Origin of the sequence: Falsibacillus albus, from assembly GCF_003668575.1 — a bacterium.
Lineage (GTDB): Bacteria > Bacillota > Bacilli > Bacillales > DSM-25281 > Falsibacillus > Falsibacillus albus.
Window position 1 is genome coordinate 1 of the sequence record NZ_RCVZ01000022.1, and the last position, 22,333, is coordinate 22,333.

General features: G+C 39.5%; 26 protein-coding genes. 6 read left to right on the forward strand and 20 right to left on the reverse strand.

Going from position 1 to position 22,333, the window contains the following annotated elements; genetic code table 11:
* Positions 1-99: 99 nt before the first annotated feature.
* Positions 100-648: a hypothetical protein gene (locus D9X91_RS20595; protein ID WP_121682541.1), complete on the reverse strand. Its 549-nt coding sequence runs from the start codon at positions 646-648 to the stop codon at positions 100-102.
* A gap of 356 nt (positions 649-1,004) precedes the next feature.
* On the opposite strand from D9X91_RS20595, the gene D9X91_RS20600 reads away from it, so the two are divergent.
* Together D9X91_RS20600 and D9X91_RS20605 are read left to right on the forward strand one after the other, a co-directional pair.
* Entirely contained in the window at positions 1,005-1,430 is a 426-nt protein-coding gene (locus D9X91_RS20600; RefSeq protein WP_121682542.1) for a DUF2621 domain-containing protein, read from the forward strand.
* Between the two features lie 195 nt (positions 1,431-1,625).
* Positions 1,626-2,207 (forward strand): hypothetical protein, encoded by a 582-nt coding sequence (locus tag D9X91_RS20605; protein WP_121682543.1) that lies wholly within the window; start codon positions 1,626-1,628, stop codon positions 2,205-2,207.
* A gap of 62 nt (positions 2,208-2,269) precedes the next feature.
* Here D9X91_RS20605 and D9X91_RS20610 read toward each other — a convergent pair whose 3' ends face one another.
* The 3 genes from D9X91_RS20610 to D9X91_RS20620 form a co-directional block, all read right to left on the reverse strand.
* Positions 2,270-2,752, reverse strand: a complete 483-nt coding sequence (locus D9X91_RS20610; protein WP_121682544.1) for a CcdC family protein — start codon at positions 2,750-2,752, stop codon at positions 2,270-2,272.
* Between the two features lie 101 nt (positions 2,753-2,853).
* Entirely contained in the window at positions 2,854-3,213 is a 360-nt protein-coding gene (locus D9X91_RS20615; RefSeq protein WP_121682545.1) for a response regulator, read from the reverse strand.
* A 140-nt stretch (positions 3,214-3,353) separates the two neighbouring features.
* Positions 3,354-4,061: a cytochrome c biogenesis CcdA family protein gene (locus D9X91_RS20620; protein ID WP_121682546.1), complete on the reverse strand. Its 708-nt coding sequence runs from the start codon at positions 4,059-4,061 to the stop codon at positions 3,354-3,356.
* Positions 4,062-4,364: 303 nt separating this feature from the next.
* Between D9X91_RS20620 and D9X91_RS20625 the strand changes: the two genes are divergently transcribed.
* Positions 4,365-4,562, forward strand: a complete 198-nt coding sequence (locus D9X91_RS20625) for an aspartyl-phosphate phosphatase Spo0E family protein (protein WP_121682585.1) — start codon at positions 4,365-4,367, stop codon at positions 4,560-4,562.
* A gap of 154 nt (positions 4,563-4,716) precedes the next feature.
* Here the strand turns inward: D9X91_RS20625 and D9X91_RS20630 are convergent, their stop codons facing one another.
* The 6 genes from D9X91_RS20630 to yneA all read right to left on the reverse strand — a co-directional run bounded on the left by D9X91_RS20630 (position 4,717) and on the right by yneA (position 9,388).
* On the reverse strand, positions 4,717-4,932 hold the full coding sequence (locus D9X91_RS20630) for a YneF family protein (RefSeq protein ID WP_121682547.1): 216 nt from the start codon (positions 4,930-4,932) through the stop codon (positions 4,717-4,719).
* Between the two features lie 98 nt (positions 4,933-5,030).
* Complete coding sequence (gene sirA / locus D9X91_RS20635) at positions 5,031-5,471, reverse strand: sporulation inhibitor of replication protein SirA (protein WP_158598379.1); 441 nt, start codon at positions 5,469-5,471, stop codon at positions 5,031-5,033.
* A 370-nt stretch (positions 5,472-5,841) separates the two neighbouring features.
* A complete protein-coding gene (gene tkt / locus D9X91_RS20640) occupies positions 5,842-7,848 on the reverse strand; it encodes a transketolase (RefSeq protein ID WP_121682549.1) in 2,007 nt (668 codons plus the stop codon).
* A 207-nt stretch (positions 7,849-8,055) separates the two neighbouring features.
* A complete protein-coding gene (locus D9X91_RS20645; RefSeq protein ID WP_121682550.1) occupies positions 8,056-8,289 on the reverse strand; it encodes a DUF896 domain-containing protein in 234 nt (77 codons plus the stop codon).
* 102 nt (positions 8,290-8,391) lie between these two features.
* Positions 8,392-9,045 carry a YneB family resolvase-like protein gene (locus tag D9X91_RS20650; RefSeq protein WP_121682551.1) on the reverse strand — a complete coding sequence of 218 codons (654 nt, stop codon included), beginning with the start codon at positions 9,043-9,045 and terminating at the stop codon, positions 8,392-8,394.
* A gap of 10 nt (positions 9,046-9,055) precedes the next feature.
* Positions 9,056-9,388, reverse strand: a complete 333-nt coding sequence (yneA, locus tag D9X91_RS20655; RefSeq protein WP_158598380.1) for a cell division suppressor protein YneA — start codon at positions 9,386-9,388, stop codon at positions 9,056-9,058.
* 161 nt (positions 9,389-9,549) lie between these two features.
* Here yneA and lexA point away from each other — a divergent pair, with 161 nt between their 5' ends.
* The gene (gene lexA, locus D9X91_RS20660; RefSeq protein ID WP_121682586.1) at positions 9,550-10,170 is read left to right on the forward strand and encodes a transcriptional repressor LexA; all 621 of its coding nucleotides are present in this window, start codon (positions 9,550-9,552) and stop codon (positions 10,168-10,170) included.
* 65 nt (positions 10,171-10,235) lie between these two features.
* Here the strand turns inward: lexA and D9X91_RS20665 are convergent, their stop codons facing one another.
* The 5 genes from D9X91_RS20665 to hflX form a co-directional block, all read right to left on the reverse strand.
* Positions 10,236-10,970: a GH25 family lysozyme gene (locus tag D9X91_RS20665; protein ID WP_121682553.1), complete on the reverse strand. Its 735-nt coding sequence runs from the start codon at positions 10,968-10,970 to the stop codon at positions 10,236-10,238.
* A 152-nt stretch (positions 10,971-11,122) separates the two neighbouring features.
* Positions 11,123-12,457 carry a type I glutamate--ammonia ligase gene (glnA, locus tag D9X91_RS20670; protein WP_121682554.1) on the reverse strand — a complete coding sequence of 445 codons (1,335 nt, stop codon included), beginning with the start codon at positions 12,455-12,457 and terminating at the stop codon, positions 11,123-11,125.
* Between the two features lie 100 nt (positions 12,458-12,557).
* Positions 12,558-12,965: a MerR family transcriptional regulator gene (locus D9X91_RS20675; RefSeq protein ID WP_121682555.1), complete on the reverse strand. Its 408-nt coding sequence runs from the start codon at positions 12,963-12,965 to the stop codon at positions 12,558-12,560.
* Between the two features lie 202 nt (positions 12,966-13,167).
* Entirely contained in the window at positions 13,168-14,436 is a 1,269-nt protein-coding gene (locus D9X91_RS20680) for a methionine gamma-lyase family protein (protein WP_121682556.1), read from the reverse strand.
* A gap of 12 nt (positions 14,437-14,448) precedes the next feature.
* Complete coding sequence (gene hflX / locus D9X91_RS20685) at positions 14,449-15,708, reverse strand: GTPase HflX (protein ID WP_121682557.1); 1,260 nt, start codon at positions 15,706-15,708, stop codon at positions 14,449-14,451.
* Between the two features lie 332 nt (positions 15,709-16,040).
* Here hflX and D9X91_RS20690 point away from each other — a divergent pair, with 332 nt between their 5' ends.
* The gene (locus D9X91_RS20690; RefSeq protein ID WP_121682558.1) at positions 16,041-16,649 is read left to right on the forward strand and encodes a trimeric intracellular cation channel family protein; all 609 of its coding nucleotides are present in this window, start codon (positions 16,041-16,043) and stop codon (positions 16,647-16,649) included.
* 38 nt (positions 16,650-16,687) lie between these two features.
* On the opposite strand, the gene D9X91_RS20695 is transcribed toward D9X91_RS20690, so the two are convergent.
* From D9X91_RS20695 to miaA, 4 genes are all read right to left on the reverse strand, one after another.
* Entirely contained in the window at positions 16,688-16,984 is a 297-nt protein-coding gene (locus D9X91_RS20695) for a rhodanese-like domain-containing protein (protein WP_121682559.1), read from the reverse strand.
* A gap of 236 nt (positions 16,985-17,220) precedes the next feature.
* Positions 17,221-18,168, reverse strand: a complete 948-nt coding sequence (spoVK, locus tag D9X91_RS20700) for a stage V sporulation protein K (RefSeq protein ID WP_121682560.1) — start codon at positions 18,166-18,168, stop codon at positions 17,221-17,223.
* A 331-nt stretch (positions 18,169-18,499) separates the two neighbouring features.
* A complete protein-coding gene (gene hfq, locus D9X91_RS20705; protein WP_121682561.1) occupies positions 18,500-18,733 on the reverse strand; it encodes an RNA chaperone Hfq in 234 nt (77 codons plus the stop codon).
* A 29-nt stretch (positions 18,734-18,762) separates the two neighbouring features.
* Positions 18,763-19,746: a tRNA (adenosine(37)-N6)-dimethylallyltransferase MiaA gene (miaA, locus tag D9X91_RS20710; protein WP_199738152.1), complete on the reverse strand. Its 984-nt coding sequence runs from the start codon at positions 19,744-19,746 to the stop codon at positions 18,763-18,765.
* A 190-nt stretch (positions 19,747-19,936) separates the two neighbouring features.
* Between miaA and D9X91_RS20715 the strand changes: the two genes are divergently transcribed.
* Entirely contained in the window at positions 19,937-20,278 is a 342-nt protein-coding gene (locus D9X91_RS20715; protein WP_121682562.1) for a hypothetical protein, read from the forward strand.
* Between the two features lie 56 nt (positions 20,279-20,334).
* Here D9X91_RS20715 and D9X91_RS20720 read toward each other — a convergent pair whose 3' ends face one another.
* Entirely contained in the window at positions 20,335-22,038 is a 1,704-nt protein-coding gene (locus D9X91_RS20720; protein ID WP_121682563.1) for a methyl-accepting chemotaxis protein, read from the reverse strand.
* Positions 22,039-22,333: the final 295 nt, after the last annotated feature.

Below are 22,333 nucleotides of genomic sequence, written 5' to 3' on the forward strand. Positions count from 1 at the left end.
GGATGATTACGTGCATTTTTTTGTTCAAATTGTGTAAGAACCCCAACAAATATTATAGAACCATAAAAAACCGCCCAATCAATGGGCGGTTTTTTCATATTAGTTTGTATCGCTTGTGATGCTTGCTTTTGTAAGACCGGCCTTCTCAAGTATAGAAGCTAATTTTTCATCAGCTGAAGCCATTTTTTCATTGGCTGCGTCGAGGTTCGCCTGCGTGTCTTTTTTCAATTCTTCAGCTTTCATTTTGTAAGCGTCAGTTAAATCTGTCATTGCAGCATCTAAATCAGATTTGTAATCTTTCAAAGAGTCTGGAACCTTCACATCTCCAAGACCGCTTACAACCGCATCTGCTGAATCAGCAGCTTTTTGCTGCATTTGCATCAACTCATCCTTTGCAGGAGGCTCATCTTGACCAAGTGCTGCCTCATATGCGTTTAAATCCGAGTCAGCATTGTTGATTGTGCTAGTAAGGTTCATATAGAAGTCAATTAAATCTGATTGAACATTTTCTTTGCTGTCTGAAGCTGCTTTTTGTTCCGTATCTTTGTTGTCCTTTTTGTCTGTTGATTTGCCCTCATCGTTTGAACATCCAGCTGCAACTGCTGCTGCCAACAATAGAGCCAAGCCTAACCACCATAATTTTTTCATTGGTGATCAACCTCCATTCCCCAATTTAATATTTTCCAAAATCCAAGGATGCCTTCCCTCATGTATGTATAAGGAATCCATTAGGACAGCCGATAAAGCGATTTCAATCGGCTGACGATTAGTATCATAACACAGTGTGAAATACTGGTAAAGTCATTTATCTTAAATTTCAAAATGATGGAATAATGACAATTTTTAGAAAAATCTATATTTATTCCACCGATTCCTCCTCATTCATATATTTACTTAAACCAAAATAGAAAAGGAGATTTTTTCAAAACACTTGTCATTTCTTTCTTGGATTGACTATAATGAATAGCGAACAGCTTGTACGTGGATAAATCGAGGTGAATAGATTGTTAAGCGGCTGGTTTTTATATTTCATCCTTTTTTGGATTGTCATCCTTATATCTTCCTTTGCAATCGGAGGCTTCTTTATGTTTAGAAAGTTTTTGAAAAGGCTTCCGAAACAGGACGGAAGATCAGATTTGGACTGGGAAGAATATTATGTCAATAAGTCACGGCATATGTGGGCTACTGATAAAAAAGCACTGTTGGAGGAATTGGTTTCACCCGTTCCAGAGTTGTTTCGAGATGTGGCAAGACAGAAGATCGCTGGAAGAATCGGGGAAATTGCTCTATCGGAAAATGCCGATTCGATCACAATGGACCATGTGGTCAGAGGCTATATTCTGGCTACGCCCAAGCGAGACCATAAATTCCTTCGAAAAAAACTGCATGAAATGCAAATTGAAGTACAACCATATGAAAATCTTTTTTAAGAGAAGCAAACTGTCGCACACCTGCGATTGTTTGTTTCTCTTTTTTTCGCTCTTTTTCTAAAGCTGTTCTTCAAACACACTTGATATTTCGTCATCCCGTATAAATTAAAGTTAAAAGGGAGAGTAAAAAAAAAAGATGTAATCATTTCCAATATATTGTAAAATTTACGTATAGATAAAGGGGGTATAGTTTTTATGCAGCAGGCAAACCAAAGAACCATGTTTTTCGTTTCAACTGGGATCATCATCATCATTTCTTCGTTAATATCACCATTATTTTTGGGAGAAATGCTTAGGGATATACTTTTCAGGCCGGAAAGACCCATTGTCTTCAGTTCCAGTCCATCCACTTATATCATCTTTATTATTTCAGTTATCTTTTTGGGTATCGGCATTCTTATGATTCCCTTTTTGGCGAAAAAGAAATGGATACCCGGCATCATCATCCTTCTCTCTGCTGTGTTTATTTTTTTGAGTGTGGATGAATACCACTATGCAACAGCAGAAGGCTTTTATAATAATAGCTTTTATGAAGTCAAAGGCGAAATGGTCAAGTGGAAAGACATCAATTCAATGAAGCAGATCTATGTGAAAGAAGACGGAACCCAAGTACCAAAATTATTGCGATTTGACTTAAGGAATGGATCATCGGTCACTATGGAATTTGATAAGCGGCTTTTTGATAGCAGAAGAGAGATTGACTCCCTCGTCCAGGGTGCTGGAGGTAAATCAACAATTAAAGTGGTTGATAAAATTGATGATTCACTCAAAAAATAGCTTTTTCATCACTCCCAAATATTATGGAACAAAAAACAGAGATGTCGGGGACATCTCTGTTTTTAAATGGTTTTCGTATGCACCGGTCCATTTAATTTATCCATAAGCTTTCTGTATTGAACATACATCGCAATTCTCCAAGGAACGATCATGCCAAAGGCTAAAATCCAAAACATACCGCTCAATTGACCATAATCAATCGTTTTGCTTAAAAATGCTTTTAAAGCCAAACGAATTAATAATAACCCAATCAATATGAATCCAAATGCTTTTGACCGCTTTAAATATACATCGTTTTCCCGTATTTCGAATTTTGATGTTTTTACCAATAGAATGGAAAATATCATTCCCAATGTTATGGCCTCAATTAATTCGGACCATGTTACACGAAACATCGGCATTAAAAACATTAACGCCCCAGTGCTCATGAATATTGGAGGCAATATTATTTTTTTTGCTGATACAGGTTTCTTAGAAGCTTTCATCCTGACAAAAATAACTAATGAACCCATTAATATGGCTATTATGGATGAAGCAATAAGCATAATGATCATCCCTTTTCAATCAAAATTGAACGTCTATATTATATCTTATTTTACGGAAAAAGAAAAACCATCCAGGAAGAGTTCCTTAAATGGTCATATTTTTATAATAATACCCGATTGATTGCTTCTACTACCCTGCCTTCATCAAAAGGCTTAACAATGAAATCCTTGGCCCCGGCTTCGATCGCTTCAACAACAGTCTTTTGAACACTCATGGCTGAACAAACGATGATTTTGGCATTCGAATCAGTTTTCATAATTTGCTTTGTAGCTTCTAAGCCACTCATTTCTGGCATAGTGATATCCATTGTAACGATGTCAGGCTTTAGTTCATTGTACAGCTTGATCGCTTCCTGTCCATTCTCTGCTTCGCCTATGATTGTATGCTCTGTGTTCTGCAACATTTTTGCAAGTGTCATCCTCATAAATTTTGCATCGTCTACAATTAATACAGTTGCCACTGATGCTCCTCCTCGCTATAATAAACGACTCCATTATATAGTAATTTCGACTTATTACATTAACAAAAAATACCACGTATATAAATATATCAAATTTTCTTACTTTTTTACAATAAAAAAATAATGTCTTTTCAATTTTTCTAAAACCCTTGAAATCCTCCGGTTAAATAGCTGAAAATCCCGCTTATAGCTGTCATCCAATTAAAAAACAGAACAAATCCCATTGCAATCATGACGTATCCACCGACACGGACCAGCTTCATACTATGCTTTTTGATCCACTTCATTTTTCCAACAAAGAATGAAAGAATGAAGAATGGAATCGCAAAACCGAGTGTGTAGGCAAACATATATATCATTCCCGATCCAGGATGTGTAGCAGCCAGGGCTAAGACTGACATTAATATCGGTCCTGTACAGGGAGTCCAGCCAGCTGCAAAGGCCATTCCTATTAACAGCGTCCCAATAAAGCCAGCCGGACGATTCTTGAATTCAAGTCGGCGGTCTTTCATCAGGAATTGAGGCTTAATAAAGCCTATCACCATGAATCCGAACAGTACAATAAAAATGGCCCCTATTTGTCTTATCATGTCTTGATAATTTCGAAAGAAAGATCCAATTATAGAGGATCCGAATCCCAAAGCAATAAAAATGGAAGAAAAGCCAATCAAGAAAAATACCGTATGCAACAAGCTTCTCCTTTGCAGCATTGCATTCTCAGATTTAATTTCATTTACGGACATACCCGTTATGTATGATAAAAAAGCAGGGTATAATGGCAGGCAGCAAGGAGAAATGAAGCTTAAAAATCCAGCTCCAAATGCCAGAAACACATTAATATCATTCAATTGAAACAACTCCTGATAGATAATTTATATTTCCATTCTATCAAACATCAAGGAAAAACATGTATATGGTAAATGTGAAGTTTTTATGGCGCCATTCATCAATCGAGAACAATTATCTAGATTTAACGCTATGCATTCAGGTTTTATCGACAAAAATAAACCTCATAGAACTGATAGATTTCTTTTGAAAATATCGTAAAAATTGGTTATACTAAGGAAAATGAGTTACAGTATGTTGAAGCCATGAATATTGCTGACTTACTACTTCGTCCCCGAAAATTTACTAGGAAAGGACAAGCAGCCGTGTCTAAACAACTATTACTTGACAAAATTGAAAAAAAACGCGAAGACTTAATTCGTATTGCTTGTGAGCAAGGCTTGAATTCCAATTTAGCTATTGAATATAGTCAAGAATTAGACCGTTTGCTGAATGAATATAACCGTCTTTTTCTTAAATCATCCTCAAAAAACAAATCCTACTTAACACCACAGACTGTGTAGCCCCATTCACCATGATACTATACTGTGAAAAAAAGGGAAGGCATTAGCGTTTCCTTTTTTATTTGTGCAATAATTTTCATCCTTTAAAACTTCAAAAGGAATGCATTAAAAAAGCACTCAATAAGAGTGCTTGTCCGACGAATCAATGAAAAACTTATTTCGATTGCTTGTTCATCGCATTCATCATTTGATTGATCTTCTTCTGGGATGGTTTCATACCCATTTGCATCATCATCATTTTCAACATTTGCTCATTGATTGGTGGATTTTTCTTTAAATAGCTCATCATGTATTTTCGAGCAATGAAAAATCCTAGCGCGACACCAACAAGTAATGCTAGTACGCCGACTAGAATAAATTGCCATAACATATGATAATTTCCTCCTTCATGTTGTCTACTATACAGTGTACTAAACCCATTGCCATTATACAATATTTGAAGCATTTTTTCTTCTTAAAAAAGTTAAGTTATACGTACTTTCTCTCTTTTATTGGCTTGACCCAGCCAAAACGTTGATTTTCTAGATCAATCGCCAGCAGCCTCCCCTCAAATTGGCGAAGGACTTCAAAAAATGCAAATTCAGAATCGTAGCTTCCCCATGCATTCAACTGGAGCATCCGATTGCCTATCTGCATTTCTGCCCCGTTCAACTGTGGGGAATCACCAATCTTAAAACATTTCCCATTCTGGGTCAGGTCTTTTCTCTTTTGCATCTGCTGAATAAGCAATCTTTGAAAAGGTAAATATGGGATTGGCCTCGTGATGAAGTGAACTTGCTGATCTAAGATATATTTCAATTCTCCAAATGATTGCTTTTGTTCGAAAAAAAGTTGAAAGAACATTTTTTCCCTGCCGTAATAAAACTTAGCAAATTCGTCCTCGATAAAATAAATTTGATAGCATCTCAAGATCAAATCTCCCCAATCGTACCCTTTTTTCTATTATAGACAAGTGGCAGTGTAACGATTGTCAAAGCATGTTGAAAAAAATATCTTATTTTGTCGATTGTAGTTAATTCATCTACCAGAATTGTGTAATATTATATCTTCTTCTTAAACGAACCAATTTCCTTCCTAAAACCAGAAATTAATATTGACAATCTAAAGCTGTTTTTCTAATGTTAATGACCTTTGTCTTATTCATAGGTTGGAAAGGGGTTGATCTCCACTGCTGGATGCTATAGATACAGTGTGAATAAAAACAGGAAAAAGAGGCTGAACTCGTCAGCCTCTCTCAATGATCACATTCCTTATTAATTAAGCTATTTTGCAAATTTGATTAATTCTGCAATAATGCTTTCACGCGTGCCACAACATTTTCAACAGAGAATCCAAATTCTTCAAGAATTTTTTCTCCTGGTGCAGATGCTCCGAAATGGTCGATTCCAAGGATTTCTCCTTCATCGCCGACATAACGCTCCCATCCAAATGGAGCTGCCATTTCGATGGCTAGGCGCTTTTTCACTGCTTTAGGCAATACAGATTCTTTATAGGCTTTGTCCTGCTGATCGAAACGATCCCAAGAAGGCATACTGACTACAGATACATTGATGCCTTCAGAAGAAAGAGCTGCTTGTGCTTCTACAGCAAGTCCTACTTCAGAGCCGCTTGCTAAAAGGAGCGCATCCGGTGAATCAGTTCCTGCAGGAGAAACGATATAAGCACCTTTTTGCATACCCTGCTCGGCTTTTTGAGCTGTCGCTTTCAAAGTAGGGAGATTTTGTCTCGTCAATACCAATGCTGTTGGTTTATCTTTAGACGTAATGGCGGCTCTCCATGCAGCAGCAGTCTCATTTCCATCAGCTGGACGGATGACAGACAAGTTAGGGATAGCCCGTAATGACGGAAGCTGTTCAATTGGTTCATGTGTTGGGCCATCCTCACCGACAGCTACACTATCATGTGTAAATACATAGGTTACAGGCAGACCCATAATTGCAGCCAAGCGAATGGCTGGACGGAGATAATCAGAGAAAACAAAGAATGTCCCGCCAAATACGTTCAATCCACCATGCAAAGCCATACCGTTCATGGCTGCACCCATTGCAAATTCACGGACACCGAACCAAATATTGCGTCCTTCGAATGATTCAGGTGTGAAATCTTTTTCACCTTTCAGCATCGTTTTGTTGGAGCCTGCCAAGTCAGCGGATCCACCGATTACTGAAGGAAGCCTCTTAGCTATTGCATTTAATACTTCACCGCTGGAAGCACGGCTTGCCAATGATTTTCCTTCTTCATATACCGGAATGTCCTGATCCCAGCCTTCCGGTAGCTCTCCTAGCATCGCACCTTTTAGCTGAGCTGCAAGTTCAGGGTATTCTACTTGGTAGCTTTCAAACAATTCATTCCATTGTTCTTGAGCTTTTTGACCTTTTTCAACAACTTCTTCTTTAAATCGACTGTATACTTCGTTCGGAACATAGAAGTCTTCCTCATAATTCCATTCATATTGCTCTCTTGTTAACTTTCGTTCTTCAGCTCCTAATGGAGCACCATGAACATCAGATTTACCTGACTTATTAGGCGCACCAAATCCAATGACAGTTTTAACCTCGATCATTGTTGGGCGGCTCTCGTCGCTTTTTGCCTCTTCAATAGCCTTCGCAATGGCATCAAGGTCATTTCCATCTTCAACTCGTACATATTGCCAGCCATATGATTTAAATCTTCCTTCTACACTCTCCGAGAATGAACGATCTAAATCGCCATCCAAAGAAATATCATTTGAATCATATAGCACCACAAGTCGTCCCAACTGCAAGTGGGCAGCCAATGATGCAGCTTCTCCGGATACACCTTCCATCAAGTCACCGTCTCCGCAGATACTGTATGTATAATGGTTGATTAGATCAAATTGATCTTTGTTATAAACTCCGGCTAGATGACGTTCAGCCATTGCCATTCCCACTGCCATTGCGATTCCTTGACCAAGTGGGCCAGTAGTCGCTTCAACACCTGGTGTATGTTTATATTCAGGATGGCCAGGTGTCTTGCTGCCCCACTGCCTGAAATTTTTAATATCATCCATGCTCAAATCATAGCCTGATAAGTGAAGCAAGCTGTACAAAAGCATTGACCCATGTCCAGCTGATAGCACGAAACGATCGCGGTTAAACCAGCTCGGATCTTTGGGATTATGGTTCATGAAACGCGTCCAAAGGGTATAAGCCATTGGAGCTGCGCCCATCGGCATTCCTGGGTGGCCAGAATTCGCCTTTTCGATAGCGTCAATTGATAATGTTCTGATTGCATTGATTGATAATTGATCCATTTTATCAAACATGAAATACATCCTTTCTTTCATGGAGTTCATTCTCTATAATATTAAAACTCTTTTGTGGTTTACACAACTAAATTGATTTACCTTAAATTGCACACATGTATTGGTTAGTATCTCAATTCCACGATTTAATATGTGCGAATTGGTTCACAACAAGACAAAAAGACAAAGCAAAAAAGCTGAGGGTTGCCTCAGCATAATTTTTTATTTTTAGTGATACTTTTTCTTTTCGCGGATCTCCTTTACCTTATCCGGAGTCACATCATTTCCATCCGGATCGATGACCTTAACATTTTCGATCGTGTTTCTCATCGATGAACGGAATGATTCCAAGTATTCTCGGCGTAAACGGGACTGTTCCTTTGCTTCGTCCGCTGATAATCCAGTACTCTTTGACTTTTTAGACAGTTCATTGATCCTTGCAATTTTTTCTTTTGAAAGCATAGAGACAACTCCTCTTGTAATAAATGCTGTCAGAGTTTTAAAGACTAACGACATGTTACTAGAAAAGGTCCATTTTGACAAGGATTTAGCATGGATAGATTCTTATTCTTCTTGTTCAGGTAAGGTTGCAGCTTCTTTATATCGGCGATGAACAGTCGCCTTTGAAACGTCATATCCGAACCCTCTTAAAGTAGCAGCTATATCGGCAAATGTAAGCCCGCTATTCCTTAATCTATTTATTTCAGAGATGGGTATATCTTTCCGATCCCTACCATTTTCATTTCCTCTGTTTTTTAGGTTTTTCTCTGGACGGAAGCCATTATCAACAGCCCTTTTCATTCCTCGTTTAATTTTTAAATTATGTAATTTCCTTTGGTATTCTTCAACCATACTCACAATCTGAAGAACCATGGAATCAGATTCAGATAATTGTAGTTCTCCATTTTGGGCCAAGCTGTAAACTTTAACCCCTTCTTTCATCACACAATGCAGGAGTGCAATCTTTGCATTTCCCCTGCCCAACCTTGTTTCATCTTGGATTAGAATCGCATCAATGCTTTCTTGCTTTATCCGATCAAGCATATCCAAAACACCCGCCCGATCAAGAGTATATCCACTTTCTCGCTCGCGAATAATATCGATGATATCAAAATCCCATTTCTCGGCCGCCGTGATCAATTCATCTTCTTGTCTATCCAATGATGATTCCTGCGTCTCCTTCGTTGTGCTTACGCGACAATAAATGATAGCTTTCATTTAAATCTCCTTAATTCCCATTCAGTGCCAATTCACTTTTGAAAGTTTGTGTATTGATGTCATTATTGACCTCTACAGGTATGACAATCTCATCCCCTGCTTTAATAACATTTGATTTTAACTGATTTTTTGTTTGAACCCAAGAAATAAATTCATCTATGGACATATTTTTTTCATCAGAATAATGATGGGCAATCGACCAGAGGGAATCCCCGTCTTCAACTTTTATTTCTTTATAAGCATGTTCTTCATCAGAAAATAAGATCAAAGAAGCAAAACCAAAACAAAGGGTAAGAGTAAATAATATAATTGCATAAGAATACTTTTTCCATATTGCTTGCATAATCAAAATCCCTCCGAGCGAATGTATGTTCGTTATTTCTAATTTGATTATAGAACGCCTGTTCTTATATGTCAACAAAAACTCGAACTTATGTTTGTATATGGTGGAAGAACATGCTATAATCATAAATAAGTAAATGAGGGGAACGAGAGGTGCTATTAATGACAAAACTTTCAAAGAGGCAGCACGACATCCTTGAATTCATCAAGGATGAAGTAAGGGTCAAAGGATACCCTCCTTCAGTCAGGGAAATCGGTGAAGCCGTCGGGTTGGCGTCCAGCTCCACTGTCCACGGCCACCTCGCACGATTAGAAAGCAAAGGATTGATTCGCCGCGATCCTACAAAGCCGAGGGCCATAGAAGTACTAAATATGGAGGAAGATCAGATTCCAAGGCAAAATGTTGTAAATGTCCCATTGGTGGGTAAAGTTACAGCCGGACAGCCTATCACTGCCATTGAAAATGTGGAGGAATTTTTTCCGCTTCCTGAAAGGCTTGCACCTGCAGATGAACCGCTTTTCATGCTTGAAATTATGGGTGACAGCATGATTGATGCCGGGATATTGAATGGCGATTTTGTCATCGTGCGACAGCAGCAGACTGCAAGGAATGGAGATATCGTGGTTGCTATGACAGATGAAGATGAGGCTACAGTCAAGCGATTTTTCAAGGAAAAGGACTACGTAAGGCTTCAGCCGGAAAACGCATCCATGGAACCTATCATTCTACGAAACGTCACCATTTTAGGCCAGGTTATCGGGGTTTATCGGTATATTCATTAATATTAAAAAAAGATGAGAACCAATATTGGTTTCATCTTTTTTTAATACATGAGACTTGGTTCTACTTATTTCAACAGACCAAGCCTGTCTAAAATGATGGCCAGCTGAGCCCTTGTTAAAGGCTCATCAGGACCCCAATGACCATCGGTATGTCCTTTCATGATACCAGATCTTATGGCTTTTTCTATTGATGCTTGCGCCCAGTGTCCTTCGTAATCCTTTTTTGCCATATCCAGCCCCCCTTTCAATATATCAATATCGACTTGTCCATTTATCCCGCTGACACTTCCTTTGTCTGAAGACTGCCAGCATTTGTACTCCTTCCATCTGCTAAATGAAGGTTCTGGTGTATCATAGTGTGCAATCCAAAGAGAATATTTGGTCAAGTCTTCCAAAAGGTACTGCTTCTGAAAGTATGAATATGAATAAATCATCACATCCCCAAGCTTGTTTTCGACTTCTTTCAGCCACACTTGTGCTAACGACGTTATTTGCTGCGCAGACAACCCTTCAGACACCTCGATGTCATAAACATATGGCAGATCGGCATCAAAAGCTTTTGTATGTTGGATGAAATTTTTCGCCTCTTTCATTGTTGTTTGATAATCTTTAGGTCTTGCGAAGTGGTAGAAACCGATCAGCAGCCCTGCTTCCTTGGCACCATTGTAATAGTCGGATAGCTTTGGATCGACAAAATCAATTCCTTCTGTTGCTTTAATATAAACGAATTCTATTCCATCATCCTTTACTTTTTTCCAGTCTTGAACATCATTCCAATGTGAAACGTCAATTCCTTTCAAAATATCCCTCCTAACTTTTCATGAGTTTAACCAATTGTAATTTATTCCCTTTCACTCATTATATAGACCTCAATGTTTTTGGATGGTACTCTTGTCCTTAATTCAATAAAAAAACCTTGGCATCTTATAAGATGCCAAGGTTTTCATAGAAATTAATACATTTGCATGTATTGCTCTCTTTCCCATGGATGAACTTGTGTTCGGAACATATCCCATTCGATTTCCTTTGCTTCTACAAAGTGCTCAAGAATATGTTCTCCAAGCGCTTGAGTCATTACCTCATCTGATTTTAAATACTCAAGTGCTTGATATAGTGTCGCAGGCAGGTCTTCGATCCCTGCTTTTGTTCTCTCGTCTTTATTCATGACATAAATATTGCGGTCGATAGGTGCTGGAGCACTTAATTTGTTCTTGATGCCATCCAATCCGGCTTTAAGAAGAACAGCCATTGCCAAGTATGGATTAGCCGCAGGGTCAACGCTGCGCACTTCGACACGTGTACTCATTCCGCGGGATGCCGGGATACGAATCAACGGACTTCTGTTTCGTGCAGACCACGCAACATAGCATGGTGCCTCATAGCCAGGTACAAGACGTTTATAAGAGTTTACAGTTGGATTCGTAACGGCTGTAAAGCTTTTCGCATGCTTGATAATTCCTGCAATGAACTGATATGCAGTTTCACTGAGTTCCAAGTCTCCACTTTTATTGTAGAATGAATTTTCCCCATTCTGGAACAATGACATATTGCAGTGCATTCCGGAACCATTGACACCAAACAGAGGTTTTGGCATGAATGTCGCATGCAATCCATGCTTACGTGCAATTGTCTTTACAACCAGCTTGAACGTTTGAATATCATCGCATGCTCTAAGTGCATCAGCGTATTTAAAGTCAATTTCATGCTGTCCTGGTGCTACTTCATGATGGGATGCTTCGATTTCAAAGCCCATTTCTTCCAGCTCAAGCACGATATCACGGCGGCAGTTTTCACCAAGGTCAGTCGGTGCAAGGTCGAAATATCCGCCATTATCATTCAATTCCAATGTTGGTTCGCCTTTTTCATCTAGCTTGAATAAGAAAAATTCCGGCTCTGGTCCAAGGTTGAAATTAGTGAAGCCCAAGTCTTCCATTTCCTTCAGTACACGTTTCAAATTGCTTCGAGGATCTCCATCAAATGGCGTTCCATCTGGATTGTAGATGTCACAGATCAAGCGTGCAACCTTCCCTTTTTCAGCTGTCCAAGGGAACACTACCCATGTATCTAAATCTGGATATAAAAGCATATCTGACTCTTCGATGCGAACAAAACCTTCGATTGAAGAACCATCGAACATCATTTTGTTGTCCAGCGCTTTTTCTAACTGGTCAAAAGGAATTTCCACGTTTTTGATTGTTCCCAGAATATCTGTGAACTGTAAACGAATAAATCTTACATTTTCCTCATTTGCTAGTCTTGTGATATCTTCCCTAGTAAACTTAGCCATTAAAGATTTCCTCCTTAGAATTTATCAAAAACAAATTTATAGTAAGGGCATTTCACAGACTTATGTTGTTTGGAACAGACAAAAGTCCAAAAATGTCACCTTAGTGAAAAAAGCGCGACATGTCTCCTTGACGAAGAGATGAACGGTTGTATCGTCCAGCTTGCTGCAATTCATTTCTTAACAATTTGCGAAGTTCTTCATCTGATAAATCACGTCTTACTTTTTCATCCACTTTTCGATTGCTGCCAACACTCTCATTGATGGTTTGGACCTCGAAGATTTTTTTAATCCCGGCCATATTGATGCCGTCATCCAATAATTCCTTAATCTCAAGAAGTTTATCAATATCGTTTAAGGAAAAAAGTCTGCGGTTCCCTTCTGTTCGGGCAGGAGCTATTAATTGATGTTCTTCATAATAGCGTATTTGACGAGCCGTCAACTCAGTTAGCTGCATGACTATCCCTATTGGGAATAACGGCATGGATCGACGAATATTACTCCCACTCATGAACAATGACTCCTTTCATTCCTTAAGATATCTACATTGTATGTTATGTAAGCAATAATGTCAATCTAATGTTAGGTTTTCTTACATAAAAAAACGATGGAAGGTTCTTTTCGAATTTTCCCACCATTCTCTAATGGAACAGCCTAAAGAAAAAGGACAGCATTTTTTATGCTATCCTTTTGTCATTTATTCTATTTACTTTTTAGATGTCAATTAAACCTTTTTCCAATAAATTATTTATAGCTGTACAAACGGCAATCTTAACGTGTGAATACGTTATACCTCCTTGTACATAGGCAATATAAGGAGGGCGGATCGGTCCGTCCGCCGTCAATTCTATGCTTGCACCTTGGATAAATGTGCCCGCAGCCATGATGACATCATCTTCATAACCAGGCATATAGCTTGGATACGGTGTCACATGTGAATTTATGGGCGAAGCATATTGAATAGCCTGACAGAATTGAATCATTTTTTCTGATTCATCGAACTGGACCGATTGAATTAAGTCGGTTCTTACGCTATTCCATTTCGGAGATGTATTCATCCCCAATTTTTCCAATAAAGCAGAGGTGAAAACAGCCCCCTTCAATGCCTGGCCGACTACATGAGGCGCGAGGAAGAACCCTTGATACATTTCTTGGAGGCTATAAAGCGATGGTCCTGCTTCTGCTCCGATCCCGGGAGATGTCATCCTGTAAGAGCACGCCTCAATCCATTTTTCCCTGCCGACCAAATATCCCCCTGTTTTGGCTAGACCGCCACCTGGGTTTTTGATCAAGGAACCTGCAATCAAATCCGCGCCTACATGGCACGGTTCTTGATCTTCAACGAATTCACCGTAGCAATTATCAACGAATATGACGACATCTTCTTTTAATTCCTTGACGAATTGTATCATTTCTTTTATTTTGCTAATAGTAAACGAAGGACGATTTGCGTATCCTTTGGATCTTTGGATGCCAATCATTTTCGTATTGGGCTTGATGGCATTTTTCACAGCATTAAAATCAACGTCCCCTTCATTTGTCAAAGGGATGCTACTATAGCCGATTCCATATTCCTTTAACGAGCCTATTCCCGACCCTCTAATTCCAACAATTTCTTCCAAGGTATCATAAGGTTTCCCGGTGATATATAGAAGTTCATCACCAGGCCGTAGAACGCCGAACAATGCAATTGAAATGGCATGTGTACCGGAAATGATCTGAGGCCTGACCAGACCAGCCTCGCCTCCAAACACATCGCTGTATATTTGTTCGAGGGTGTCTCTCCCTATATCATCATAGCCATAACCCGTTGATGGGATGAAATGCGCGTCACTTACTTTTCGGTCCTGAAAACTTCTCAATACCCTGTATTGATTTTCTTCCACTCTTCGATCGATTTGCTGGTGCATCGGTGAAATTTTGCTCTCTATTTCTTCGATGATTGGTTGAAGCTTTTTACTCTGTGTTAAAAACTCGAACATTCTGTACTCCTTCTAAAGCTGATATTTATATGCCTTAATGGCACCTGTTATGGGATGATCACTCAAACTGTAGCCTTTGCAAAAATAGGCTTGATCATTTTCTTGAAAGGCAAGCTCCCTTAAAATCGTCTCACTCTTCAATTGGGCAAGCAATTTTCCTTCCGTGGATGGAATCAGCGCAGAATACGACTCCATCAATTCAATCGCGGCTTTTTCAATTTTTTGCAATAATAGCCCTCTATCTTTCTCATCATATGCTGAAATAACGATATGCTTATGCTCTGTCGAGGGAATAAAATCGTCCAGCATTTGATCTTTCTTATTGTAAACCGTCAATTGGGGAATGTGGTCCATCTCCAACTCTTTCATAAGGTCCCGAACAGTTCGTTGATGATTCTCATAATCGGGATTTGAGCTATCGACGACATGCAATAACAAATCTGCTTCCTTTACTTCTTCCAATGTGGAACGAAAAGAAGCAATCAACGACGTCGGCAAATCCTGAATGAAGCCAACGGTATCCGTCAAAAGAGTAGAATATCCGCTTGGCAGAATCATTTTCCTCGTCATGGGATCCAACGTTGCAAACAATTGATTTTCTTCATATGATTCAGCGATTGACAGGCGGTTAAACAATGTCGATTTGCCTGCATTGGTATACCCCGCAATCGCAATCTGAAATGCTTTATTTCTTTTTCTTCTCTCTCTATATCGTTCACGATGTTTGACGACGACCTGAAGCTGGTTTTTGATTTCATCAATTTTTCTCCGAATGTGACGACGGTCGGATTCAAGTTTCGTTTCCCCGGGCCCCCTCGTTCCAATTCCTCCACCTAAACGGGATAATTCAAGCCCTTGCCCGCCTAATCTAGGCAGCATGTATTGAAGCTGCGCCAGTTCGACCTGTAGCTTTCCTTCTTTGGAACGGGCCCGTCCTGCAAATATATCCAAAATCAATTGCGTTCGATCTATGACCCTGCAGTCGAGTTCTTTGGAAAGATTCCTGAGTTGGCTGGGAGAAAGTTCATCATTGAAGATGATCAAATCCGCTTCAAGTTCTGTTTCAAGGTTCGCTAGTTCTTCCAATTTCCCTTTCCCTATATATGTAGATGGATGGATTCGATCCCTCTTTTGTGTGACTGTCATCACGACTTCGCCTTGTGCTGTCTTCGTCAATGATGCAAGTTCATCCATCGAGTAAAGGAAGCGTTCATCCTCATCATTCAACTGGCAGCCAACCAGTATGGCTTTTTCACGATAGTTTTGTTCCAACTAACATCCTTCTTTCTCCACTTATTATAACTTCCATCTTACCAAAAACCGGCTAAAAACACGAATGATTCTTTTTCTGCCAGCTGTTTCTGCACCATCTGAATAAGACTCTTTTCGTTTATTCTTCAAAAATTGCGTATGGTTGAATTCCACTGATGGATGCCCGACTTTAGGTGATGATATTATTAGAATATTCGTGAAAAACAACAATCCTCGAGAAGAATAAAAACCTTTTTTAAAGATGTTGTAAAAATGGTTGAATTCTGTATAACTCGTGGTAAAATCAAGTTTGGCTAAAAAGGAATTATTGTATTTTTAAAGGAGTAGCGGCTATGACTTGGGAAGTATTAAGCATCATCGGGACGATTGCATTTGCTGTTTCCGGTGCAATTATTGCAATGGAAGAAGAATATGATATTTTAGGTGTATACATATTGGGAATTGTCACGGCTTTCGGCGGAGGTGCAATCCGGAACTTGTTAATCGGCGTCCCCGTATCCGCATTATGGGAGCAAGGTATGCTTTTCCAAATTGCCATGCTGTCCATCACAGCTGTATTTTTGTTCCCGAACAATTTGCTTCGACACTGGAAAAAGTGGGGGAATTTTTTCGATGCAATTGGATTATCAGCCTTTGCGATTCAAGGAGCATTATATGCTACCAACATGCATCATCCATTGAGCGCTGTGATAGTAGCCGCCGTTTTAACTGGCAGCGGCGGGGGCATGATCAGGGACTTGCTGGCAGGCAGAAAGCCAATCGTACTTCGTTCAGAAATCTATGCAGTTTGGGCTGTACTCTGCGGCATTGCTGTAGGACTTGACTTGACCACTTCCCCAATTGAACTATATTCTCTGTTTTTAATTACGACTGTACTTAGAGTCTTATCCTATACCTATAAGTGGAAGCTCCCGAATAAACCGATCAGAGTGGAGCTATAAAAAAGAAACGGATTTCCTATTGGAAATCCGTTCTTTTTTTACTCCACTGTACCATTCCAGCTCATCATGCCGCCCGACATGTTTGTTACATCAAAGCCCTGTCCTTCTAAAAATTGTGAAGCCTGTGCACTTCTGCCCCCAGAACGACAAACAATTATATATGGTTTAGCCTTGTCCAAGTCCTGGTATTTGAACTCCAGAATACTAAGGGGAACATTTACTGCTCCTGGGATTTTTCCAGCCTTCACTTCTTCGGTTTCTCTTACATCAATAATATTTAATGCTTCATTATTCTCCAAGGCATTTTGTAATTCAGCTGCTGTCATGTTTTTCACGATTATACCTCCAATGTTGTTTTGTTATAATAAATATATACCCCATTAGGTATTTTGTCAACTAGTTTATTGCTATTCATAACTAGGTGTGCAAGGTTGATTTCCGCTTCAATCAACATCAACTAATAAAATGATAAAAACCTGTTAAAACCAGCATTCTTAAAGAAAACAGCCCCTCTGAAAAGTGTGAAAAGCAGCAAAAAAAATACCATCCCTGTATAAAGGGACAGCCTGCTTCAATCCTCATTGGGGAAAATTAAATCATTGCTCCTCAGTGTAATCAAATCATGGCGATCGAAGTCATTCTGCAACAAGAGCCTCATTGCTTGTGCACGAATAGACTTTTCTATGATGTTTCTGACATACCTTCCATTCGAGAAACTTGACGCACTATATGAATTTTTCACTTCCTGCAAATGCTCCTTAAATTTTCGTTCCGCATCGTGGCTAAGGACATATTCCTTCTCATTCATCATCCTTTTCCCAATTTCCATTAGCTGATCGACCGAATAATCCGGAAAATGGAAAACCAGTGGAAACCTTGAGTGAAGACCGGGATTCAGACTAAGGAAATAATCCATCTCACGTGAATACCCTGCGAGAATGAGGATAAATTCATGCTGTTTATCCTCCATATGCTTCACAAGGGTATCGATTGCCTCTTTGCCAAAATCCTTCTCGCCGCCACGCCCCAACGAATACGCCTCATCAATGAACAATATACCCCCGATGGCACGTTTGATTAGATCTCTTGTTTTTTGTGCTGTATGGCCAATGTATTCACCGACAAGGTCAGCCCTCTCAGCTTCAATCAAGTGTCCTTTTGAGAGTACATTCATTTTAAGAAACAATTTCCCGATCAAACGGGCAATGGTGGTTTTCCCGGTTCCTGGATTGCCCTTAAACATCATATGCAGCGCCTGTTTACCTGCTTTCAATCCCATGGCTTCCCTCTTTTTATTAATGAAGATCCAGGCATATACTTCCTTGATCATTTGTTTCATTTCTTCCATTCCGACCAATTCTGCCAGTTCCATTTCTATGTCACGCAGTGCTGTATGTTCTTGAGATAAAGTCTTATGAAAGGTTTGTTTCTTTTCCAACACTTTAGGAGATGCTGCTTTTTGTGAATTAAGTACAATACTGATTTGTCCATTATTTTTCATACGAATGGGTTGTTCCATAGCCATCACCTCACATTCCGGTACAGTATACGCATTGAGGCAAATTAATGTGACAATCGCCTATATGTTCTTTCGACATATACAAAGAAATTTACCATTTTCGACAGCATACGCATAGTTTCTTTGTGATTTTTCCTGATTTTTTGTCACTTTCTGCGCTTTCCCAAGAAATAATGGGAAATTCCCATGTATTTTACTTCTCCATTATCCTATTCTCCAAATGGCACATTCATGCTTTTTTCCTTCGGTGTTCCGCCTCTCATAACAAAAAAACGGGCAGGAAGCTATGAGTATACTTCCTGCCCGTTTTTTTCTATTATCAATACACCTTTTACTGTTGTTCTTCAAAATTGATTTGCACATTTCGCTGCGGCGCAAAAGTGGATATCGCATGTTTATATACAAGCTGCTGCTTACCTTCTGATTCAAATAGCACTGTGAAACTGTCAAAACCCTTCACCTGGCCGCGAAGCTGGAATCCATTCAACAAGAAAACAGTGACAAGGGTCCCGTCTTTTCGTAATTGATTCAAAAATTGATCTTGAATATTAATTGCTTGTTTCATGTAAAGTCCTCCTCTTCTATCTCTATTTATTATTTATTCGATTTTAAAGCAAGCTTTCCTGCAATAAAATCGGAAATACCATGAAAATTTTTCTGTCTCGATTCTTCATCTGTCATATCAAACCAATTGACATCCATCTTGTTCCTGAACCAGGTTAGCTGTCTCTTCGCATACCTTCGTGAATTTTGCTTCAAATTCTCGATTGCATCTTCAAGTGTAGCCTTTCCATTAAAATATTCATATAGCTCTTTATATCCAATCGCTTGAATCGATTGGACATCGCGTAAACCGGATTCATATAAGCTGCATACTTCTTCGATCAGTCCATTGCTGACCATGAGTTCCACGCGTTGATTGATTCTCTCATATAGTCTGTCGCGCTCCATTGTCAATCCAATCAATGCTACATCATACAGCAGCTCAGCTTTTTGCCGACTTTGATATTCTGACATCGTTTTCCCGGTAGTGTGGTAGATTTCCAATGCCCTAATGACACGCCGAACATTATTCGGATGGATATTGTCTGCGCTAGTAGGGTCAATACCCTTCAATTCGTTATGTAAAACTAGATATCCCTCTACTTCAGCCTTGTGTTCCAACTGTTTTCTAAACAAATCATCACCAGGGGCTTCCGTGAATTGATAATCATATAAAACGGATTGGATATACAATCCGGTTCCACCAACAATCATGGGGGTGCGGCCCCGGAAATGGATTTCTTCAATCTTCTCTCTGACCAATTGCTGAAATTCTGCTGCGGAAAAAGATTCATCTGGATCTTTTATGTCAATTAAGTGATGTTTTATGCCATCCATTTCATCGATATGAATTTTCGCCGTTCCAATATCCATTTTTCTGTAGATTTGCATTGAATCACCGCTGATTACTTCACAATTGAACCGGTGAGCCAATTTTATGCTTAAGTTTGTCTTTCCTACCGCCGTTGGCCCTATCAGTACGATCAGCTTTTTCTTTTCTTCCAAATATTTCACAGCCTTTGTTTCTATTTTCATTATCGTACCATAATTTTAAAATGGATAGAATACTTATCCATTATGTTCTGAATAAGTATATTGTAAACAATTTCGTATTAAAAAGAACGTGCAATCGGCATGAATCACGATCTTGATATGAGTTTTTGTTGAAATTGAAATCGTTTGTTCGTTCCTTTCCTCGGCGCCTCACAGGAGGTGAGGTCGTTCGATGCTGGAACGGGACAAGGAACACTTCGGCAGCGAAACATCGTACGAAGAAAATGCGATGCATTTTCGAGGAGTCAAATGCCTTCCGTCCAATCCACTTTGCATTTCTAAATGTGAACTTTCAAAAATTTTTTGGTCATGGTTGATTACTACAAAAGCTTTTACAATAAATGCAGATATAGATAGCATACAAGCTTACAAGTTGATTACAGCCGGGGACGGCGACTCCGGCGGGAAAATCTGCAATGGCCAGTCCGCTAAAAGCGTCCGCCGCAGCGGAAAACACGTAAAAACATCAATAAATATTGAAAGAACCGGCAATTATGCCGGTTCTTCAAATTGACATGAAATATCGAACTATCTATCCAATATGCTTCCAAAAATCGTTATGAATATTATTTATATCTTAAATTGCCTTACAAGTGTGTTCAATCGATCTGCCAATTGAGCGAGTTCATTTGAGCTGATTGATACCTGCTCCATCGTACTCGTTGATTGCTGCACCGTTGCGCTTGTTTGTTCAATCCCCGCCGCTGATTCCTCTGTTACAGCTGCGATATTTTCAATCCAGCTATTCATCTCATTGGACTCGTTTGTAATTTTAGCTAAATTCTGACCAGTCAATTCCAAGCTGTTGACCATTTCAGCAATGGATTTTTTCAAAGTTTCAAAAGTATCACCGGTGATCTGTACACTTCTTGTTCCTTTTTGAACTTGTTCAAAACTCTCACCCAACGAGGAGGAAATCAGCTTGGACTGTGTCTGGATCCCTTCAACATTTTTAACGATCCCTGATAATGAATCTGTCACTTCCTCAGCAAGCTTGCGGACTTCATCCGCAACAACAGCAAAGCCCCTTCCATGTTCGCCTGCCCTTGCAGCCTCAATGGCTGCGTTCAAGGCAAGAAGGTTCGTTTGATCGGCAATCCCTTGGATGACTTCAACGAGAGTTGATATTTCACGAGACTGTGATTCCAACCCTGCCACTTTTGCAGATGCATCTTCGACAGTCTGATAAATTTGGTTCATCACCGTTATAGAATCTTTCATCAATTCACTGCCATGATTCGTTTTTTCGAGGACTTCATGGGAAATTCCCGCTACATTCTTCCCGATTTCATTGGTATCACTGATCGACTGGCTGTATCCTTTCATCCTGTCCATCAATTCACCAGCAGTCCTCGCCTGTTGTTCTGAACCTGCGGATAGCTGCTCCATCGTTGCTGCAATCTGTTCAGTACCAGTCAAGACTTCATTTGAAGATTGTGTCAGCTCTTCGCTTTGACCTGTAACTTGTTCTGAAACATCTTGAATTTGTTTTACCATTCCAAGCAGCTGGTTTTTCATATTGGAGATTGCTGCGCTTAGCTGGCCGATTTCGTCCTTGCCCTCATAATTCAAGTCTTCAATGGCAAGGCGGCCATCCGCAATTTCATTGGCCGTGATTACAACTTTTTTCAAATTTAAACGTATTGGACGATTAATCAAGAGAATGATCACCACTCCAAGAATGGATGCGATGACGATCGATATCAATAATGAGAAAAAGCTTCCGGCCAATCCTGAATCCGTATTCTGAATGGCTGATTCACGCTGCTTATCCTCAAGGTCCCTTAGCGCATCAAGCTTTGCAATTACCTGTGGCCGAATAATATTGATTTGATTAAGGATTTGATTCGTTTCGTTTTCATTTTGGTCAGCCACAGCTTGAACAAATCCATCTAAAAAGGAAGTATCCATTTTTTCATTCAAACTTACTATTGTTTGAAAAAGGTCTTTTTCTTTTGCCGTCATTAACTTTGACTGTATTACATTTTTATTTTTATCAAACTCTTCCACTTGTGATTTGTACTGCGTAATAACTTCCTGGCTATGATTTTTATCAAATTCATAGACCCTCAGCGATTTTGAACGGAATAATGAACCCATTTCGGTTATCGTAACCGCTCTGTCACCGATGTCATTCAAGCTTGTCACATTATCTTTGATGAATTTCAACTGCTGAAAAATGAATAGTGCAGCAAGTACAAACAAAATGATGACCGAACCGAGTGCAATTAAGTATTTGGAACCAATCTTTACATTTCTCCACTTCTTTTTCATATGTCTCCCCCTAAACCGATCGAAACTGTCTTTTCATTGGTGTATCTTTTTTCCTATTTGTTTATATCGACAAAATTCTTAGTATATTTACAAAAAAATTAAAAAAAGCCGGAATTTCCCGGCTCTTTTTCTCACAAAGTTTTTTACTTTTATTAACGCTCTTTTCGTAGAGTTTATTGCTATTTACCAAAGTTTGTGGAACGTTGATTTCCGCGGAAGGCTGCTCGCTTTCGAGGGGCCTCACAGGATGTGAGGTCGTTCGATGTTGGCACACGACGTGCCGAACTTAATCGAA

What these genes read in the sequence shown, in the direction of transcription:
- D9X91_RS20595 (WP_121682541.1), bottom strand. Translation starts at nt 648, where the DNA reads ATGAAAAAATTATGGTGGTTAGGCTTGGCTCTATTGTTGGCAGCAGCA.
- D9X91_RS20605 (WP_121682543.1), top strand. Translation starts at nt 1,626, where the DNA reads ATGCAGCAGGCAAACCAAAGAACCATGTTTTTCGTTTCAACTGGGATC.
- D9X91_RS20610 (WP_121682544.1), bottom strand. Translation starts at nt 2,752, where the DNA reads ATGCTTATTGCTTCATCCATAATAGCCATATTAATGGGTTCATTAGTT.
- D9X91_RS20630 (WP_121682547.1), bottom strand. Translation starts at nt 4,932, where the DNA reads ATGTTATGGCAATTTATTCTAGTCGGCGTACTAGCATTACTTGTTGGT.
- tkt (WP_121682549.1), bottom strand. Translation starts at nt 7,848, where the DNA reads ATGTTTGATAAAATGGATCAATTATCAATCAATGCAATCAGAACATTA.
- D9X91_RS20645 (WP_121682550.1), bottom strand. Translation starts at nt 8,289, where the DNA reads ATGCTTTCAAAAGAAAAAATTGCAAGGATCAATGAACTGTCTAAAAAG.
- D9X91_RS20650 (WP_121682551.1), bottom strand. Translation starts at nt 9,045, where the DNA reads ATGAAAGCTATCATTTATTGTCGCGTAAGCACAACGAAGGAGACGCAG.
- yneA (WP_158598380.1), bottom strand. Translation starts at nt 9,388, where the DNA reads ATGCAAGCAATATGGAAAAAGTATTCTTATGCAATTATATTATTTACT.
- lexA (WP_121682586.1), top strand. Translation starts at nt 9,550, where the DNA reads ATGACAAAACTTTCAAAGAGGCAGCACGACATCCTTGAATTCATCAAG.
- glnA (WP_121682554.1), bottom strand. Translation starts at nt 12,457, where the DNA reads ATGGCTAAGTTTACTAGGGAAGATATCACAAGACTAGCAAATGAGGAA.
- D9X91_RS20675 (WP_121682555.1), bottom strand. Translation starts at nt 12,965, where the DNA reads ATGAGTGGGAGTAATATTCGTCGATCCATGCCGTTATTCCCAATAGGG.
- D9X91_RS20680 (WP_121682556.1), bottom strand. Translation starts at nt 14,436, where the DNA reads ATGTTCGAGTTTTTAACACAGAGTAAAAAGCTTCAACCAATCATCGAA.
- D9X91_RS20690 (WP_121682558.1), top strand. Translation starts at nt 16,041, where the DNA reads ATGACTTGGGAAGTATTAAGCATCATCGGGACGATTGCATTTGCTGTT.
- spoVK (WP_121682560.1), bottom strand. Translation starts at nt 18,168, where the DNA reads ATGGAACAACCCATTCGTATGAAAAATAATGGACAAATCAGTATTGTA.
- hfq (WP_121682561.1), bottom strand. Translation starts at nt 18,733, where the DNA reads ATGAAACAAGCAATTAATATTCAAGATCAATTTTTGAATCAATTACGA.
- miaA (WP_199738152.1), bottom strand. Translation starts at nt 19,746, where the DNA reads ATGAAAATAGAAACAAAGGCTGTGAAATATTTGGAAGAAAAGAAAAAG.
- D9X91_RS20715 (WP_121682562.1), top strand. Translation starts at nt 19,937, where the DNA reads ATGCTGGAACGGGACAAGGAACACTTCGGCAGCGAAACATCGTACGAA.
- D9X91_RS20720 (WP_121682563.1), bottom strand. Translation starts at nt 22,038, where the DNA reads ATGAAAAAGAAGTGGAGAAATGTAAAGATTGGTTCCAAATACTTAATT.